Annotated in this window: 16 protein-coding genes; 5 read left to right on the top strand and 11 right to left on the bottom strand. The window is 40.6% G+C overall.

The features are described 5' to 3' along the window. The first annotated feature begins 57 nt into the window (after window positions 1-57). From ACXIUD_RS00400 to ACXIUD_RS00390, 3 genes are all read left to right on the top strand, one after another. A complete protein-coding gene (locus ACXIUD_RS00400) occupies window positions 58-2,496 on the top strand; it encodes a DUF5686 family protein (protein ID WP_458050664.1) in 2,439 nt (812 codons plus the stop codon). Window positions 2,497-2,575: 79 nt separating this feature from the next. Continuing rightward, a complete protein-coding gene (gene pyrR / locus ACXIUD_RS00395) occupies window positions 2,576-3,118 on the top strand; it encodes a bifunctional pyr operon transcriptional regulator/uracil phosphoribosyltransferase PyrR (RefSeq protein ID WP_458050663.1) in 543 nt (180 codons plus the stop codon). 8 nt (window positions 3,119-3,126) lie between these two features. After that, window positions 3,127-4,050, top strand: a complete 924-nt coding sequence (locus ACXIUD_RS00390) for an aspartate carbamoyltransferase catalytic subunit (RefSeq protein ID WP_458050662.1) — start codon at window positions 3,127-3,129, stop codon at window positions 4,048-4,050. A gap of 58 nt (window positions 4,051-4,108) precedes the next feature. On the opposite strand, the gene ACXIUD_RS00385 is transcribed toward ACXIUD_RS00390, so the two are convergent. The 10 genes from ACXIUD_RS00385 to ACXIUD_RS00340 all read right to left on the bottom strand — a co-directional run bounded on the left by ACXIUD_RS00385 (window position 4,109) and on the right by ACXIUD_RS00340 (window position 15,227). Further along, complete coding sequence (locus ACXIUD_RS00385) at window positions 4,109-4,720, bottom strand: alpha/beta hydrolase (protein ID WP_458050661.1); 612 nt, start codon at window positions 4,718-4,720, stop codon at window positions 4,109-4,111. Continuing rightward, the gene (locus ACXIUD_RS00380; protein ID WP_458050752.1) at window positions 4,713-5,663 is read right to left on the bottom strand and encodes a ring-cleaving dioxygenase; all 951 of its coding nucleotides are present in this window, start codon (window positions 5,661-5,663) and stop codon (window positions 4,713-4,715) included. The genes ACXIUD_RS00385 and ACXIUD_RS00380 overlap by 8 nt, the downstream gene beginning before the upstream one ends. Window positions 5,664-5,755: 92 nt before the next feature. Continuing rightward, a complete protein-coding gene (locus ACXIUD_RS00375; RefSeq protein ID WP_458050660.1) occupies window positions 5,756-6,274 on the bottom strand; it encodes a YceI family protein in 519 nt (172 codons plus the stop codon). Between the two features lie 78 nt (window positions 6,275-6,352). After that, complete coding sequence (locus tag ACXIUD_RS00370; protein WP_458050659.1) at window positions 6,353-6,802, bottom strand: MarR family winged helix-turn-helix transcriptional regulator; 450 nt, start codon at window positions 6,800-6,802, stop codon at window positions 6,353-6,355. 132 nt (window positions 6,803-6,934) lie between these two features. Continuing rightward, window positions 6,935-7,738 carry an alpha/beta fold hydrolase gene (locus tag ACXIUD_RS00365; RefSeq protein ID WP_458050658.1) on the bottom strand — a complete coding sequence of 268 codons (804 nt, stop codon included), beginning with the start codon at window positions 7,736-7,738 and terminating at the stop codon, window positions 6,935-6,937. Window positions 7,739-8,714: 976 nt separating this feature from the next. Next, entirely contained in the window at window positions 8,715-10,307 is a 1,593-nt protein-coding gene (locus ACXIUD_RS00360; protein WP_458050657.1) for an amidohydrolase family protein, read from the bottom strand. Between the two features lie 110 nt (window positions 10,308-10,417). Next, entirely contained in the window at window positions 10,418-13,222 is a 2,805-nt protein-coding gene (locus ACXIUD_RS00355; RefSeq protein ID WP_458050656.1) for a prolyl oligopeptidase family serine peptidase, read from the bottom strand. A gap of 318 nt (window positions 13,223-13,540) precedes the next feature. Further along, window positions 13,541-14,386 (bottom strand): DNA/RNA non-specific endonuclease, encoded by an 846-nt coding sequence (locus tag ACXIUD_RS00350; RefSeq protein ID WP_458050655.1) that lies wholly within the window; start codon window positions 14,384-14,386, stop codon window positions 13,541-13,543. After that, window positions 14,386-14,820: a hypothetical protein gene (locus ACXIUD_RS00345; protein ID WP_458050654.1), complete on the bottom strand. Its 435-nt coding sequence runs from the start codon at window positions 14,818-14,820 to the stop codon at window positions 14,386-14,388. The genes ACXIUD_RS00350 and ACXIUD_RS00345 overlap by 1 nt, the downstream gene beginning before the upstream one ends. Window positions 14,821-14,885: 65 nt before the next feature. After that, complete coding sequence (locus ACXIUD_RS00340; RefSeq protein ID WP_458050653.1) at window positions 14,886-15,227, bottom strand: HepT-like ribonuclease domain-containing protein; 342 nt, start codon at window positions 15,225-15,227, stop codon at window positions 14,886-14,888. 249 nt (window positions 15,228-15,476) lie between these two features. On the opposite strand from ACXIUD_RS00340, the gene ACXIUD_RS00335 reads away from it, so the two are divergent. Both ACXIUD_RS00335 and ACXIUD_RS00330 read left to right on the top strand, forming a co-directional pair. Then, window positions 15,477-15,716 carry a hypothetical protein gene (locus tag ACXIUD_RS00335; RefSeq protein ID WP_458050652.1) on the top strand — a complete coding sequence of 80 codons (240 nt, stop codon included), beginning with the start codon at window positions 15,477-15,479 and terminating at the stop codon, window positions 15,714-15,716. A gap of 207 nt (window positions 15,717-15,923) precedes the next feature. Then, a complete protein-coding gene (locus ACXIUD_RS00330) occupies window positions 15,924-17,039 on the top strand; it encodes a 6-bladed beta-propeller (protein ID WP_458050651.1) in 1,116 nt (371 codons plus the stop codon). A 39-nt stretch (window positions 17,040-17,078) separates the two neighbouring features. Here ACXIUD_RS00330 and ACXIUD_RS00325 read toward each other — a convergent pair. Next, a partial coding sequence (locus ACXIUD_RS00325) for a transposase (RefSeq protein WP_458050650.1) occupies window positions 17,079-17,292 on the bottom strand: 214 nt, incomplete at its 5' end.

The following is a 17,292-nucleotide window of genomic DNA, read 5'->3' as shown; positions in this document are numbered from 1 at the left end:
TGCCACTTTTGAGTCATTGGGAGTGGTGGGCCTATGATTTTCAAATTAATGTCTTTTATGAACACAAGATTTTTGTTGGTTGCGTGTATTCTTTATTTCGTTGGTTGGGCTTTTCCCATGGAGTCTACTGCTCAGGATTCTTCGCTACTCAAGGGGAAAGTTCTGCAGTTCGGAACCGATGAGCCCATCCCTTTTGCGCATGTTTATTGGATTGGTTTTGAATCTCAAGGGGTAGTCTCGGATATTTTGGGGGATTTTCGGCTGAGGGTGCAGCCTGGGGCGGATACGCTTGTTTTTTCACATGTCAGTCATGTGAAATTGAAGATCCCCGTAAGCAAGCTACAGCAGGATGCTCGTTTTTTTATGAACTCCAAGCAGCTTGAATTGAAGGAATTTCTTTTTGTAGCAGGGGAGAATCCAGCACTTCCAATCGTACGAAAGGCAATAGCCAACAAAAAGTTGAATAATCCATCCAATTTGAGCAGCTACCGATATGAATCGTATGATAAAATGATTTTTACGGTAGACGGAATCAGTGAGGATGGTATTCGACGAACAAAATTTGATACCTTGTTTGATGGGGGGCATTTGTTGGTGTCCGAAAGTTTATCCGAGGTAACGTACAAGAAACCGGGTAGAAGGCATGAAAAAGTCAAAGCTTCACAAATATCAGGTCTTGAAAATTTGTTGACAGCGCTGGTATCGAGTACCATACAGCCATTTTCATTTTATGAGGACTATATCACCTTATTGGAGATTCCCTACCTGCATCCCATGACGAGTGATGGCATGAGGAAGTACGACTATTTTTTGGAAGATAGTATTCAATCTTACGGGACGACGTCCTATGTGGTCAGCTTTCAGCCAAAAGAATCTAAAGGGTACTTATTGGGTACCGGATTTATGACGATTTCCCAGCATCAATATGCACTTGAAAATATCGTGTTCAGTTCCTTCAATAATCAAAGCAATCTACAGTTTGAATTGCAACAAAAAAACCGATGGGACGGGCAGTATTGGTTTCCTGAGCAAATCAATAGTATTTATTTTTTCAAAAATTTTGATGTTAACGGCAGCCCTATGAAGTTGGTGAGCCAGAATTTCATTTCTGATGTCAGGCTGAATGAACCGATTGCAAGTAAGGAAATTCCTCGAGTCGGGTTGATTTATGATATTCAAAATGAACGGTATCCCATAGCACAGTTTCGCAGAGATTCTTTAACAGTTGCCGAGACCCGTGCTTTTTCAAGATTTGAAGACATGGATGCAAAAAACCGTCAAAGGGCCCAGAATGTAGTACGCGTATTTTCTCAGTTATTGACAGGAAGGGTTGCTGTAGGGAGTGTAGATGTGTTGACTGGGCATCTATTCCGGATCAATCAGCACGAAGGATTGGCTTTAGGCCTTGGGCTTGCTACCAACCAACAGTTTTCCAGGTATTTGGAATTAGATGGATATATTCGATATGGTTTTCGGGATCGTGCATGGAAGTATGGCGTTGGTTCTAGCATTTTGTTTAATGACATTCGGGAGTCAAAACTCCGTTTTTCCTACAGTAAGGATATAGTTGAAATTGGAGCAAATCCTTTTTTGCGTACGCAGACATTTGCAACATCAAGTGATTTGTTTCGGAATTTTTTAGCTGAAAAAATGGATGCTGTGCAGCGGTACGCGATTGAATTTTCTCAACTTCCGTTTCAAAACTGGCGCCTGGGGCTCACCGCTAGTACCGAAAGTCGGATTCCTTTATGGACTACCAATGTAGCTGATTTGGCGGCTATTCAAGATCTATATCAGCCTTTTCAAGCCACTCAGGTAGGCCTCAATGTCAGGTATATTTCTAAAGAAAGTAATTCTAAAATAGGCAGACAGATCCTGCCTGGGCCTATAGGATATCCTGTACTTCATTTGCATGCATCCCGTGCAATTCCGGATCTGTTGAATGGAACGGCTGATTTTTGGAGGCTGGCTTTCAAAACACAGCATCAATGGAGAAAAGGCGTTTCTACGCATCAGCTGAATGTGGAGGGGATGAGTGTTTGGGGAGCGGATATTCCGATATCCTATTTCAATACCGGATTTGGGATTCAGCCGCAGGAGCGGACCTTTTCTTTTAGCCTACCCGCATACTTTCAGACCATGAGGATTTACGAGTTCTTTTCAGATAGAGCCGTTTTTGCGAATTATTCCTACCTGACAGGTCCGCTGTTTCAACAAACCCTGTCAATGCTCTCTATTGCACCACAGCTTAACTTGGTGCAAAGTGTTGCCATAGGTTCTATGAATCATTCTTTTGGAGATCAGCCATTCCCTTTTCAGACGATGGAACAAGGGTATTTGGAGTCCGGTATAGAACTTCAAAACTTAATCAAATACCGTTCAGGCTTTGGCTTGCAGGGAATTGGTATCGGGGCCTACTATCGTTGGGGAGCCTATGCCCATCCTACGTTTCAGGAGAATGTATTTGTGAATTTGAGTTTGAGGGTGGCGTTTTAAGCAATATGATTTTTTAAAATTCTCGCATCTGTACTTTCAATCTTTATCTTATTTCTATATTTGCAAGCAAAGCCTTGCCATGCAAAAAAGACTTGTCCTCGATCAGCAGCAAATCTCCATAGTCCTCAAGCGGTTTTGCCACCAATTGATGGAAAATCATGATGATTTTGACAATACCGTACTACTTGGCTTACAGCCTAGAGGGATTGTGGTGTTAGAACAGCTTGTGGGTTTGCTCAAAAAAATCTCTGGGGTTGAAGTCCCTTATGGCTATTTGGACGCCACTTTTCACAGGGATGATTTTCGTAGAAGGGATTTTCCTCTCAAAGCCAATGAAACCAAGATTGATTTTTTAATCGAAGGCAAAAAAGTTATCCTGATAGACGATGTATTGTACAAAGGGCGTTCAGTGCGGGCGGCTTTGGATGCAATGATTGCCTTTGGGAGACCACAGAAAGTTGAATTGATGGTCTTGGTAGACCGAAAATATACACGTGATTATCCGATTATGCCTGATTACTGCGGCATCAAAGTAAATACCCTTGAAAGTCAATACGTCTCCGTAGAATGGAGCGAAAAGGGATTTGAAGAAGACGCTATCTGGATTACCGAAAAAGTTTAACACAACCCATGTCACAACTCAGCACACGACACCTCCTTGGAATCAAAAATATCAGCGCAGAAGATATTGAATTGATTTTTCAAACAGCAGATAATTTCAAAGAGGTGCTCAACAGGCCCATCAAAAAGGTGCCTTCTCTGAGGGATATTACCATTGCCAATATCTTTTTTGAAAATTCTACCCGAACACGCTTATCCTTTGAATTAGCCGAAAAGCGACTTTCTGCGGATGTGATTAATTTTTCTTCTGCCAATTCTTCTGTAAAGAAGGGAGAAACCTTGATCGACACGGTCAACAATATCCTTTCGATGAAAGTGGATATGGTGGTCATGAGGCATGCAAGTGTAGGCGCTCCTCATTTCCTCTCCAAGCATATCCAAGCCAACATTGTTAATGCTGGAGACGGTACACATGAGCATCCCACGCAGGCCTTGCTGGATGCTTTTTCCATTCGGGAGAAATTGGGAGATGTTGCCGGTAAAAAAGTGGCAATCATTGGAGATATTCTTCATAGCCGAGTGGCCTTATCCAATATTTTCTGTCTGCAAAAACTAGGTGCTGAAGTAATGGTTTGTGGTCCGATTACCTTGATTCCAAAGCATATCGAAAGCTTGGGAGTAAAGGTGGAACAGGATGTTATGAAAGCCTTGCAGTGGTGTGATGTAGCCAATGTGTTGCGCATACAGCTGGAGCGGCAACAAATCAAGTATTTCCCGTCCCTTCGTGAATACTCCCTTTATTTTGGCATCAATAAGCGGATGTTGGAAAGTTTGGACAAGGAAATCGTCGTTATGCATCCAGGCCCCATCAACCGAGGGGTGGAATTAAGCTCCGATGCTGCCGATAGTGGTCAGTCCATCATCTTGCAACAAGTGGAGAATGGGGTGGCTATTCGAATGGCTGTACTTTATTTACTGGCAGGAGGGAAATAAAAATGCCCCAAAATAACTTCTGGGGCATGGGGACTAGCAACCTCTCTTCGTGATTTTTTTAATTAAGTAGTTGTTCATTTACCCAATCCATTTCTTCTTGTCGGACGGTGTGATCATAATCTTCGAAAATCAAGGTAGTGACATGTGCACCAGCTGCTTTTATCAGCGCCTTTGATTCTTCAATTCTTGAAAGAGGGACATGCGGATCTTTGAATCCTGATCCAATAAACACGTGTGTACCGTTAAAGTTTCCTGAATATTTTTCTGGACGAATTTGTTCACCGATCAAGCCTCCTGTAAAGGCAATTACTGCTCCATATTTTTTAGCATGCTGTGTAGCATATTCTAAAGCTAAACAAGCACCCTGTGAAAATCCAATCAAATAAAGTTGCTCGGAAGTAAAGCCTTTACTTTCCAATTCTTGTACAAGCGTATGAATGATTTGCAAAGATTGAGAAAATGAAGGTTCATTGCTAGGGTCAGGTGCCATAAAGCTGAAAGGATACCATGTGTTGCCAGGAGCCTGAGGAGCAAGTAAGGCGAAGTCATCTAAATTTAAAACCTGACTCAAGCTTAGAATACTTTGAGCCGTCCCCCCTCTGCCATGGATCATGATAGCTACTTTGGTTGCAGCTTCTAATTCTTTACCTTCCTGATAGATTCTAGACATATTTTAAAGGGTTAAGTGCTATGGGAGTTAAGTTCTTTTCAATTTTTTCTCGGTGTGGTTCTGCCCACTCAGGAAGTTTCAATAATTCTCCTAAATGTGCTTCTTCTTCATCAATGGCAAAACCTGGTTCATCAGTAGCAATTTCAAATAATACACCTCCAGGTTCTCTAAAGTAAATGGATCGGAAGTAGTTTCTATCTTTGATTTCAGTTACTTGGTAGCCATTGTTCCATAGGATGTTCTGAATTTCCGTTTGCGTCTCATGATTGGCAGTACGGAAAGCAATGTGGTGTACAGTTCCTGCACTTTGGATTCCTTGTCTTCCATTTTTATCCAGCACAATGTCTACGATGTCCCCTGGCTCTCCTTTGGTACCATAACGGAATCTGCCATTTTCCTCACCAATGAAGCGATAGTCCATATGTTTGGTAAGTAATTGCTCAGTCAACTCCTTAGCCTTCAAATTAAGTGTTGCACCGAAAAATCCTCGGATCGCATGTTCTGTTGGTATATTCCCATATGTCCAACCTTCACGGCTATCTCTGTCATTGGCAATCAACTCGATCCCCATTCCATCATGATCTTCAAACCGGATCAGTTGATTTCCAAATCGTGTCAATACATCAGAAATCACTACATCGTATTTTTTTAGTCGCTCAATCCAATAGTCTAAAGATTGGGTAGGAATCGAAAATGCGGTATAGGTCATCTCGCCAGTACCTTTTTTTCCAGGCCTGGCACCTTGAAATGGAAATGTTGTGAAAACAGTACCTGGCGCTCCTAATTTGTCGCCAAAATAGAAGTGATAGACATCTGGTGCATCAAAATTGATGGTTTTCTTCACTATGCGAAGTCCCAATATTCCTGTGTAGAAGTCTACATTTTCCTGAGCGTTTCCAGCAATGGCTGTAATGTGATGAATTCCTGTGATGAGTGCCATGATAGTATTGGTAAGGGTACTGTGGTAATAGTTGGTATAGTTTCAAAGAGAGAACCTAAGCGAAGTGACTTAGATTCTCTCATTCGCAGTAGTGCTTATTGCTTAACTAATTGTATGCTTAAAATGATTCGGACTTGGTCAGAAACGACTACATTGCCTGCTTCGGTTACTGCATTCCATGTCAAACCGAATTCTTTTCTGGAAACTTTGCCTTCAATCTCAAATCCAGCTTTGGTGTTGCCATAAGGATCACCTGCGATGCCACCGAATTCAACATCCATGCTTACTTGCTTGGTAGTACCTCTCATAGTCAATTCACCTACCAATTTGTCACCATCCACTGTTCCTGTGAAAGAAAGTTTCGGGAAATTCTCAGCATCAAAGAAATCAGCAGATTTTAAGTGATTATCTCTGTCAGATTGATTAGTATCAATGCTGTTGATATCAGCAGAGAAAGAGACAGTCGCTCCGTTAAAGTCGCTGTCAGAAGTTGTTTCAGCGCTACCTTCGAATGACTTGAAGTATCCTGTTACAGTAGAAATCACCAAGTGTTTAACTTTGAAAGATACCTCGGAGTGAGTTGGGTCAATTGCCCATTTAGTTAGTGTGCTCATTGTGTTTGTGTTTGTGTGTGTTGGTTTATTATACTTTTATACATTTAATGTCTATACATTTGAAAAGGTAAATTTTTTTTACCCTCGTAATTTGTCGAGTAGTGCGTTGAGTAAATGGATTTCTTGCTCATCCAATTGAACCAATTCCCGATTGAGGGAGTAGATGGCATTTTCGAGTGCTTCTAGCACTTCTAAACCCTTATCCGTGATAATAACGTCTACTTGTCTGCGATCTGTCGAGCATTCTTCCCTTACTACAAGACCTTTCTGCTTAAGTTTTTCGACTAATCGGCTAGCATTGGACATCTTGTTCAACATACGATCTTGGATAGAGGAGACCGTGATTGGGTTTCCATGCTGACCTCGGAGGATTCGTAGGACATTGTATTGTTCCGGTGATAAACCAAAAGGTTTGAATAAGGCGCTTTGCTTGGCCACGATATGTCCATGCGTAAACAGTAAGTTCACAACAGCCTTGTTGTAAGGGTCTTTAAACTCTTTTTGTTTGATTGCCTCTTCTAATCTCATGTGTTTATACTTACAATTGAATTCAATGTATATACATCAAATGTATCTGAATTGTTCAAACTTAACTTAGGAAATTTTGATAAAAATTGTAAAATATTGAAAATCAATTAGATAAAAATAAAGTTTTTCAGCTTAGTGGTGTTCCTCCAGCCACTCCAAAATCAGTTTATTGATTTCATCGGGTTTTTCTATACAGGAGGAGTGCCCTGCTCCGGGAACCATATGTAGCACAGCCTTTGGGATGGACATTTGAATGAATTTAGCTTTTTCTGGTTTGGTAGCAGCATCTTCATCCCCCACGACTACCATAGTAGGACACTGAATGTTACGAATTTCTTCTTCTACTCCTTTTCGGTAAATCACTGCTTCTACAGATTTAGTGATGCTTTTTTTATTTGACTGTAACTCCTTCATCCAAAAATTATATTCTTTCTTGTTCTTGGGGTTTTCCAGCCAGCTTTGAGCAAACATAATGGGCATGACTTTCTTAGCTACAAAGGATACCACGCCGACATATTTTACAATACCATTTAAGAATTTGTATTTGGGAAGGTTTTCCACCGGTTCTGGATTGGCAGAAGTTTCCAGTAAAACCAAACTTTTGACTTTATCAGGATAGCGTGCTGCCAAGCGCATCCCTACAAACCCACCCATAGACAAGCCTACAAAATGTACGGGTTGACAAGCTACCTTATCAATCAGTTCCAAGGCGTCTTGGGTCAACAAATCCATGTCGTACTCTCCAGGACTTACTTCCGATTGTCCCTGTCCTCGATGATCGTAAGCGATGACAGTATAAGTTTTTTTCAGTGCTTCTACCTGTGCACGAAACATTTTTTGGCTCCACAAAAGCCCATGCGAAAAAACAACGACTTCTTTTCCTTCGCCTTCCTTAATGTAGAATAGTTTGGTATTGGTGAGTTGTATGTGTGGCATGGGGGGTAGTGTTTAAGTGAGTTATGGACAGTGAGCAGTTGGTAGTGAACAGTGATTAGTTGATTGGTGAGTAGTGATTAGTTAATTGAGTTATTAGTGTTGAGAGGTCGACGGTCCACTGTCGATGGTCCACGGCTCGATTATGGTTGAAATATGATTATTCTTTTATATTTTCTGAATCTGAAGTAAGCATAACTTGAAAGTTCGAAGTTCGGCGTTTAACATTCATCATTCGACATTTACCATCCCTTTTACAAGTCAATCCACTTAGAGGATTGCAAATCCTCATTATCTCTAGTTCGAGATTGCAAATCTCGAACAGCGTAGTTGAGTGAACAGTGAGCAGTTGGAAGTGAACAATGAATAGTGAGCAGTGAAGTGAGTTCCGTTTTAAAGGAAATTTTTGGTTCTCAACACACCCTGAGTCTATGGTCTCGTTTCTAGTATCTCTCTTCTCATTTCTGAATTCCTAACTTGGTACTCGGTTCTTGGTACTTTGTACATTTTATTGATTGGTTGGAGGTCCACAGTCGACTGTCGACTGTCAACGGGCCGATTGTGGTTGAAATACGATTATTCTTTTATATTTTCTGAATCTGAAGTAAGCATAACTTGAAATTTCGAAGTTCGGCGTTTGGCATTCATTATTCGACATTTCCCTATCCCTTCTACAAGTCAATCCCCTTAGAGGGTTGCAAATCCTCATTATCTCTAGTTCGAGATTGCAAATCTCGAACAGCGTAGTTGAGTGAACAGTGAGCAGTTGGAAGTGAACAATGAATAGTGAGCAGTGAAGTGAGTTCCGTTTTAAAGGAAACTTTTGGTTTTCAACACGCCTTGAGTCTATGGTCTCGTTTCTAGTATCTCTCTTCTCAATCCCAAATCCCTACTTGGTACATGGTACTTCGTACTTGGTACATTCATTCCTAATTCCTCATTTCTAATTATCCATTGTTCACTACGCACTGTTCACTGTTCACCAATTCAGTCCTGGTTGTTTCAGTTTCCTGCTTTCTTCCCGGGCTTTGTGTTGGTTTACTATTGTACGGGCATCTTCGAGGAGTTGTTTGGCATCATAGACGATTCCATCTTTGATGGTGTATTTTACACCGCCTACCCGAATGGGTTCATTGTTTTCATCGATGCGTATAGCACCGGTTCCATACAAGACTTTTAAGTTTTGCAAAGGGTTTTCTTCTAATATGACAAAGTCAGCCAATTTACCGACTTCCACCGTCCCCAAATCTTTCTCCAGACCTAAGGCTTCTGCTGCATGCATGGTTGCCGCACGGATGACTTCCAAGGGATGAAAACCCGCTTCCCGCAACAATTCCAATTCTCGTATAAATGCAAAGCCATATAATTGATAGATAAAACCGGAATCTGAACCTGCCGTGACTCTTCCACCTCTGTTTTTATACTCATTCACAAAAGTCATCCAAAGGCGGTAGTTTTCTTTCCACATGATTTCTTCCTCAGTAGTCCAATCAAACCAGTAGGAGCCATGGGATTCTCGATTGGGTTTGTAAAATCTCCAAAGGGATGGAAGCGTATATTCCTCGTGCCACTCTGCCCTCCGTGCCCGCATGAGGTCTCTGTTCGCTTCGTAAATATTGAAAGTGGGGTCAAGTGTGAAATCTAAATCTAGCAATTCCTGCATGACTTTGTTCCAGTGTTCGGAGTAGGGAGGGGCTGCCTGCTTCCAAAGTTTTCCTGCTTCGGCAAAGCGGTGTTGCTCGTTTTGGTAATTGTAATCCAAGCGGTAATCCTGAATGGTGCGGTCCGTAAATAATGCCTCTGGGAGCCCGTACCAATGTTCCATCGTAGTTAGGCCTGCCCTTGCCGAATGCAAGACGTTCCAGCGTGCAACATCCATCTGGGCATGATGCATGGCTGATCGAAGTCCTAAGCGCTTGTTTTCTTCCAATGCTGCTTGCATGATCTCGGGTTTGGCTCCGAAAAATTTGATACCATCAGCTCCCTTTTTGGCATTTTCATTGACCCATGCCTTGGCTTCTGCTGCATTGGAAAGGGGTTTGGTACTGCCTTGTCCCAAAACTGTGTAGGCTAAAATCCGTGGAGCAGTGATGCTGTTGGTAGCAGATTTGCGTTTATGGTCCAAAACCCATTGAAGGCCATTGCTTGCCGCGGGGTCTCTCACGGTGGTGATGCCGTGGGACATCCAGAGTTTGAAAACATACTCGGCAGGAGTGCCCTGACCTGTGCCTCCGATGTGTCCGTGCATATCGATCAAGCCTGGCAACAAGTAATGTCCATCCAATTCCATGACTTTGTCTTCAGGTCCTACTTGTGGACGTCGATTTTCTTTAATCGGAAGGCCTGGGTAGCCTACAATATGTACGCCTGTAATGCGGTTTTGCTCTACTACAATATCCACAGGGCCAATGGGAGGTGCACCTGTACCATCGATCATGATAACAGAGCGAAGAATTAAGCGTTTGTATGGGCCTTCCCCTTCCTTGCGATCTGGTGAAGGCATAATTTGGGCAATACCAAAAAAAGAATAGAAGCATGCACCTAATAACAGGGCTATGAATTTCCGAAGCATAAATACGTTAATGATTGACGATTCAACTTACCGAAATTCTAGCGTATAAAAAAACCGATTATCCTTTTTTCAGAGATAATCGGTTTTCAATGTTGGGAATGGATTAGTGGTTAATTGTCTGAAACTTCCATCAACTCATACCCTTGAAGGATTCCTTTTTCAGTAGCAGGCACACCTCTTACCATCCAAGAAGGCATGGGTGCGTCTTTGAGGTAATGGTCAAAGAATTGCATCATACGCTTCTGAAAATCGATGCGATTTTGACGTTTCACCGGCCAATGTGGTTCACCATTGTAATTGAGCATCCAGGTTGGCTTATTCAATCGGCGCATGGCAACATACATTTCGATTCCTTGGTACCAAGGTACATGACCATCAGCATCGTTGTGCATCAATAGCAATGGAGTCTCGATTTTGTCTGCATAGAACAAGGGAGAGTTTTCTATGTAGCGGGTTGGGTTTTCCCAAATACTTACACCAAGTCTAGACTGGGTTTTCTCGTATTGGAATGCCCTAGCCAAACCAGTTTCCCAACGGATGCCGCCATATGCACTGGTCATATTGGCTACGATTGCACCGGCTTCTGCAGCGGCAAACATATTGGATTTGGTCAAGATGTAGGCGGTCTGATAGCCTGACCAGCTGTGGCCTTGTAAACCGACTTTTTTAGCATCTACAAACCCTTGCTGAATCAAACTGGTAACTCCTGGCAAAATGGCATTCAATGCGCTTTCACCTGGGAAACCGATTTTGTATACTACATCTGGCACAAACACCAAGTAGTCGTTGCTGACGTACATGGTGCGGTGTACAGCCGAACGGACAGGTTCTGGCTTGTGGTGATTGTGCAAAGTGTTGGAGAAGCGCTCGTAGTAGAACACGACCATAGGGTATTTCTTGTTCGGATCGAAGTTTTCAGGCTTATACAAGATTCCCTCTAGCTCAATATTATCCAAGGAAAGCCATTTTACCAATTCAGCGGTACCCCAACGGTACTTGCTTTGCTGTGGATTGGCGGTGGTCACTTTTTTTGCTTTCGCAAAGTTGGCTTCTGCGACATGCAAGTCAGGGAATTCCTGGAAATTCTCTTTGGTGTATAACAATACATCCGCTTCTTTGGCTTTGGCAATCAGGTTGTAGCGATGTCCTGTTTTTAGCAATTGCTGAGGAGTAGCTGTTCCAGGTTTAAGGGTTGCAAAACCTGCATCTTTGTTTTTTTCGTCAAAGATGGATAAGGTAAGCGTTTTGCTCAGGTCAATGAATCGCTCTTCATCGTCTAGTTTTTCGAATCGGTAAGTCAACTGATTTTCTCTCCCGTTATTGGTCAGTCGTTCTGGGGCTTTCATGCCAAGTGGGTCAAACTTCCAGATATCGTAGCGATCGTAAATCAGGATACTTTCTTCATTTACAGTCCAGCCAGCCAAATTATAACTTGATGGATACTCCGGCGAGTCATTTAATTCATCGCTGAAGGTAACTGGCAAACCTTTGGTGAGGTTAGTGGTCTTGCCACTTGTGACATGGTAGGTGTACCAAGCACTGTCCGGGCTGCTATACCAATACACAAATCCAGCATCCGGAGAAAGGCGGGCATTACCTTTGATTTTTTGTGCGATCTGCTTGGTGCTTCCATCATTCATGTTCACTAAGTAGAGATCATTGAAAGAGGAAATGTCCCAAGTTCGGAGCATTCGGTAGGCTCGATCGTCGATGCCTAAGACAAAATCGGCTTTTCTTTCCTCGTCCAAACGGATATCAGCGATTTCTTCAGAACCCAATTGCGTAAGCTTATTTGCCGCCAGGTCTACTACGGCCAGGTAGCTTTTTCTTCGCTCCCGAGGTAGACGTACATTTTGCTCAGTGTAGATATAGTCATCTTGCCAATGCCAAACTTCCACGTTGACGATTTCCTCTGGGAGTAAAGTGGTGTCCTGTACGATAGGAGGAGGGTTTGTGCCTAGAAAAAGAAGCTTTCCATCTTTGGAGAAGGAAGGGTTGTAATTCGGAGAAATCAACCAATTGGTAGGTACACCTGCGGTTTTCGCATCTGCCAGTACGGAAGCTTTGGCCTGACCTTTTTTCCAATACATCAGTTGCGGACTTCGGATGAGTGCTTTGGTCGTGTCGGTATCAGCGATAAAAGCTACCTGCTCTCCTGCCTCGTCAAAACTCAAATAGGAAATTTTGTATTTGGAGTGTCCTTCCATCAAAAGAGAGGCACTTCGGGAACTCAGGTCATGCACATAGACTCCTGCTTGTTTTTCTCCAATACCTGAGCTGTAATACAGCAATGCAGTTCCTTTTTCGTCAAACTGGTAATCCTTGACATAAGGGATGGATTGCTCTTCTCCGGTAGTCAAGTTGACCAATACCAGTGTAAATCCATTTTCATCAGATACTTTTTTGGGTTTACTGTCTTCCTCGGTGGATTCTGGCATTTTTTCAGAAATATATGCCAACCAACCTCCAGCTTTGGACGGAGTTTTATATGACTTAACATCGGCAATTTTAGTGACTTGTTGGGTTTGAAAGTTAAAAATCCCCAAAGAGTCTTTTGGCATTTCTTCCCTTTTCTTTTTTAAGCGTTTGTAAAGTGTGACGGTATCCTTTTGAGCTTTAATTAGAAAAATAGCGTGCTTGCTATCTGCTGTCAAGGCAATTGAAGCGGCTCTGTCTACGCTTTTTTCAGTATTTTTTGCTAGGTTTTGGAAAACGACTTTTCCATCTCCGTCCTCGGGGTTGAGGGTATAAGCCAAGTGTTGCCCATTGGGTGTGAGCTGACGGAAGGTGATGCTTTTCCATTCATCGTAGGCTTTTTCTGTCAAGGCCTCCTTCACAACAGGGCTTGCTGTCCTGCGTTGAGCAAATGCAAGTTGACTCAGCAGAAGCAGTCCGATAATTACAAATTTTTTCATATACAGATGATTCAAATTGATGATCTTCTCACATCAAATATTCAAACAAAAGAGAACAAGGCCAATAGGAATGGGATGAAGGGTGGAATTTCTTTTAGAAGCGAGCCCTTCGACAAGCTCAGGGACCGAAGCGAGAGGCAAGACTTGCCTGCTGCAAGCAGGAGACGACAAATTTGAGTTTAGAAACAAGAAGCAAGAGACAAGAATCAAGAGACAAGAATCAAGAAATAAGACAATTTCTTTTGCGTCTTGGCGCCCCTGTGTGCCGACAGGCAGGTTTGCTTGAACTGCTTTTTTAGATAGGAATGTTGATTGATGTTAATTCCCAAACCAAAAACTCGTGTTGAAAATCTTTTCGGCTTTGGATTCTTGCAGAGGGGTCAAGAGAGGGAAAAAGTTGATGCCTGTCAGAACTTCTACCGAATCAATGCTCACCGCAAAACTCTTTAAATCTCCTGTGGCAGCTTCATTTTTTAGGATAAAAGCTATTCCTTGAGGGTTTTCTGTGTCTTTTTTAAGGATCACCTTGAAAAAATAGTCAGGTATCCGGATGGGACTGTCCCCCATAGCTGGAAGGTTTGCTTGAAGGATCGGGCCGGTGGCTACATATATGCTGTCTTTTTCAGCGGCAAATTTTCGAACCTGCTCCTCCAATCTTTTCCATATTCCCCGATTGAATCCAGTAACTTGAGGACTTGCATTGGTGAGGAAAAAACTATCATACATACTTTCCGCACTGTAGCCCATATCTGCCGCAGGGGCCAAATGTCCCCTGTCAAATCCAGAATTTCGGTATGCGGCATCCCGAGGGCTGTAATCTCCGAGTCTTCTTTCCATCCTGAAATTACTTGAGCGCTCTTCAGCATTCCCCAAATTCTCTCTGCAAAGCAGATAACATACCCATTTGGCATTTCTTGTAAGGGTGTCAAACTCCAATACAAAGCCATTGTAATCTAGAAAGAAGTCTTTGGAAACAACCTCTGGAACAAATCCCCGGTATGTTTCATCTACAAAAGACAGATCAATAGATGAAGTAGCATCATTTTCTTCCGTTTTTTCTACAGTTGTTAAGGGGACAGGTACCCTGCTTGAAGTTGTTGGTTCAAGTGTTTTACAATTGGTTACTAAAACGAAGATGAAAAGGACGAGTACTGTTTTTTTCATTAATTGCTGAAGCTGTATCGCACGCCAATATTAGCTCTTAGATTCAATCCATCAAAGAAATAATTGGGGGTTGCTTCGAGAAGAATGGCAAATTGACGGTGCTCTTTGATGGGTTTGAATGTCATCCCCAAAGGGACACCGAATCTTATCCATTCATCAAAACTGTAGCCCAACATTAAGCCTGCATGAAGATTATACCATTCGCTTTGTTTCAAATTACGATTGAAGTAGCCTTCAATCGTGAAAGGGAAATTTATAAGTTCTGAGGCGGTCAATCGTAACTCGCCGAAGTTTTTATTTTCAATATTGGAACCTATACCGACCTGTCCAATTACCCCACTGTGGTAGATACCCACATGGATGTTGGAGGATTCTTGGGAAAAAGAAAAAAAGCTAAGGGTTAAAAGAAGTGATAGGAATAAGGATTTTTTCATAATTTTTTTGGCTTAGGTTATAAACGTAAACATAAAGTTTTTATTAACTAAAGCCTAAATTTATTTTATCTTTCTTTTTCTAAAATTTCTAAGAATTGGGTTTCTATAACTGGTAAGAAAATTTCAATGACTGCCCAGACTGCTACTAGGTCAACACCCATATAATCATGAATAATTTTATCCCTCATGCCAGCAATTTTCTTCCATTGAACTTGGTTGTACTTTTTCCTAAAGTTTTGGTCTACTTTTTTGGCAGCTTCTCCAATTACTTCAAAATTCCGAATGACAGCATCTTGTAATAAAGTGTCAATCAAAAATGTGTTTTCTTCAGTGTTGAAGGTGTAAGCCTTGATTTTTGAAATGCAATCAAGCATATGCTTGATGTAGATAATTGATCCTTTTGTCAAATTATTTTTATAAAGTTTTTAGTGGTGCAGTGTTAAAGAGTTTGAAAAAAATTATAAAGTAAGCAATAAAAAATAAAGTCATTGATTATCAGAAATATATGCTATTTAAAAAAATTTTTTAACTAAAAATTATGGGGGGGGGGGTAAAAAAATATTAGTTTTAAAAGAATTAAATAGAGCGCTTGATTTTTAATTAGGCCCTTCCAACGGTTGGGAGGGAGATTATTACAACTACTAAATTTTATGAAAATGAAAAAATTAATTTTATTAGCGATGCTAATGTTTTCAGGGTTTTTCTTAGGAACCAACATTGCCCAAGAGTCACTTCCTGGTTCTGGAGGTGATGGTTGTGAAGAGTCAATTGACTCTAGTGGAACAATAATTGTTGTTACAGTATGTGGCAGAAGAACTTCTTTAATGGGGCCTGCATTTGGAATCTCATGTAATGTCCTTGCTGATTCAGAATGTACGTTTACAAATGTTAAATAAATTTAATTAATGGTTAAGAATAGGTTTGAGGTATTTATCCATCAAACCTATTTTTTTTACCGTAAATGTCTAGTGTTTCTTATATTTAGTTTAAATAGAGTTTATTATTCAGAACTTTACCAAGTTAGGTTATAAATTTCTGGATAGCAAAAATTTTATTAAAGGGAAATTATTTTATTAATCGTAACTTTTAAAATAATTAAATCTATGTTGAAAAATATACTTTCATTGCTGTTTATAATTCCATTTGCCATTTCTTGTACTTTGTCAGAAAGGAATCTAGAGCAACATACTATTTCACTAGATAATTTGGGTTCTAATATGCTTGATGTGGAAAGCTTAAGCCTAGTTAGGTTAAAAGAAAATCAATTCTCTCAAATCGTGAATGTAGAAAAAGTAATTCATGCTGATGAGCACTTTATTATTAGCGATAAATCTTATAGTAAAGCTGTTTTTATTTATGATTTAAATGGAGAATATATCAATCACATTCATGAAAATGGTGTAGGTCCAAAAGAATTTAAATTCATACAAGAAGTAATTTGGGATGAAGAACATCAAAAACTTTGGATACTACCTATGGACTTGCCAAAGGAAATGGTTTACGACCCCAAAGGTAGTTTTGTAGAAGAGTTCAAGGTAAATCCTAATTCCTATGTAAAAGAATTTGTGGTCTTCGGTAAAGATAGATTTACTTTGAATCTGTCACACATGGATTTTGGTGATAATGTTGTTTTGAATAAAGAGCTTGGCTTAGATAAAAGTTGGTTCCCTTTTGACGAAAAGTTAGATAATTCACCAATTGTAAATGTAAATTCTCTTTTTAAATCAGGTGATCGTGCCATTTTTTCCATTGGAGCAAGAGATACTATTTACGAATACAATCATAAAACAGAGGAGGTTTCAGTCAAATTTGCTGTGGATTATGGGAGGAGAAAAATTCCTGATGATTATTTTTCCTTACCATATGAAGAACAGTTCCAGCAATTTTGGAATTCAAACTCATTGGCTGGTATAAATGATCTTTATGAAGTGGGAAAATACATCACTTTTATGGGGTTTAGTTCTGAAGGATTTGAAGTATTTATTTATGATATGAAAAATGAAGTTTTATATGACTCTAAAAATTTGTTTTCTGAATATTTGAAAGGAGCTTATGTTGAGAGAATTCTAGGGGTAACAAAGGAAGGCAAATTTATCGGGACTTTGAATTCAAAAGACATTAAAAGCATAAAGGAAATGCAGTCGATAAAGAAAAACTTCGAAAGCTTTGATGATATCGATAGGGAAGATAAAGTTTTGGTGTTGTTTTCTTTAAAGTAAAATTTTTTTAAGAAAATATTATGATTATCCGCAATCATGCTAGTATGGATAAATAGAAGCAATAATGAGCCTGTCAAATAGTTTTTGACCGAAATATCTTCTGTTGAGCTTGTAACAGAATTCATCAAGATAGTTCTGCATCATCCTTTCTGATATCATATGGTACGTTTGCAAATGTTTCTTTAAGTTACTAATTGCAATATGAACCCATCTGAGGTTGAAGTTGCCTTTGTTTGTTCCAGAGGTTTCTCTG

This window comes from Mongoliitalea sp., assembly GCF_054166905.1.
This window is presented reverse-complemented; position numbering and strand designations above follow the sequence as displayed.